The 1,644-nt window shown below is 68.5% G+C and carries 2 pseudogenes; both read left to right on the top strand.

Going from position 1 to position 1,644, the window contains the following annotated elements:
• Positions 1-941: pseudogene (locus AB0H57_RS32780) on the top strand (hypothetical protein); the annotation flags it as partial.
• A gap of 342 nt (positions 942-1,283) precedes the next feature.
• Positions 1,284-1,644, top strand: a pseudogene (locus AB0H57_RS32785) (hypothetical protein); the annotation flags it as partial.

The following is a 1,644-nucleotide window of genomic DNA, read 5'->3' on the forward strand; positions in this document are numbered from 1 at the left end:
AGCGCAACAACGCCGAGAACAACGGTGGCGCGATCGCCAACTTCGGCCGCGTCGACATCGACGACAGCAAGATCGAGGACAACCACGCCCGGAAGGACGGCGGCGGGATCTTCAACCTCGGCGTCCTCAAGCTCGTCGGATCGCACGTCGGCGACAACACCGCCGGCTACAACGGCGGCGGTATCGCCAACGGCCGCGGTAAGAAGCCCGGCCACGACGCGCCGGTCTACGCCAAGGGCCACGACGAGGCGGGCACCGTCGAGATCCTCGGCCGGACCGGGGGCAAGTTCAGCGTCAAGTCCACCGTCGAGGGCAACCGGGCCGGCGGCAACGGCGGCGGCGTGTTCAGCTCCGGCGGCCACGTCACGATCTCCTTCACCGCCGTCAAGGGCAACACCGCGTGCGAGAACGGCGGCGGGATCTACGCCGAGAACACCGACCTCGACCTCGACCACGTCCTGGTGGCCGGGAACCACGCGGTGGAGAACGGCGGCGGCGTCGTCAACACCGGCGGCAAGCACTGGAACTGGCCGAGCGACGACCAGGCCGGCACCGCCACCATCGCGGACAGCAGCATCGTCGAGAACACGGCCGGGCGTTTCGGCGGCGGCATCTTCAACGGCGAGTGGCTGATCAAGGTCGAGGACGGCTTCGCCGAGCAGCCGGAGGGCGAGGGCGGCAACGCCTTCCTCACCCTGCGGGACACCGAGATCAAGGGCAACACCGCGCTCAACGGTGGCGGCATCTTCAACCACAAGGGCACGGTCCACCTGACCAAGACCAAGGTCGTCAAGAACACCGCCACCGACCCGGCCAAGCTCCACCGGATCGCCGGCGGCATCCTCAATCTCGACGGCAAGGTCCGACTCGACGACAAGTCGATCGTGACCGACAACGACCCGACCAACTGCGCGGGCACCGTCAAGGACTGCTTCAACTGAGCCACCACATAAACGCTGGGGTCCCTTCCCGTCGCAGGCGCGACGGGAAGGGGCTTCCCGCCTGGGGCGGGGCGCGGACTTCCGGGCCGGCGACGGGCACGGCGGACCCTTTCCGCCGCAGTCCACGCCGTTCGGTGCTCCTGCGACCCGGCGGCCCCACCGTCCGGCCTCCTCCCCGCTGAGTCACCCCACCCCTAATGTGGGGTTTTTTCGCATACGGGCCCATGGTGAGGATGGTTCTCATACGGTCGTCTTCAGAAGCTACAACCGATTTGTAGCGAAGGCCGCCTCGCCGTGGCGAAGCGACCTTGTCTGGGTACAAGGAGAGGGCAGAGAGCTCCGATGTCCAACTACCTTCGCAATAACGATGACGCCCGCGAGACCATGACGTCGGCCCGGCGGCGCCGGCTCTGGCTCGTGACCGGTGTCGCCGGTCTCACGGGAGCGGTCAGCCTCGCGGGTGTCGCCTACGCGACCACCGGGGCCGTCGGACCCCACCGGCTCGCCGACGTGAAGTGGTCCACCGCCCAGCAGCTCACCAAGGACGACTCCGGTGAGAAGAGCGAGGGCCGCGACCGGTCCGGCAAGGGCCGGGACGAGGACCGGGACAAGGGCCGGGACGAGGACCGGGACGAGCGTGGGCACGTGCGGGAGGTGCCCTGCGACGACGAGAAGCTGATCGAGGCGGTCGACCTGGCCAACC

This window comes from Micromonospora sp. NPDC050686 (assembly GCF_040654475.1).
Taxonomy (GTDB): Bacteria; Actinomycetota; Actinomycetes; order Mycobacteriales; family Micromonosporaceae; genus Micromonospora.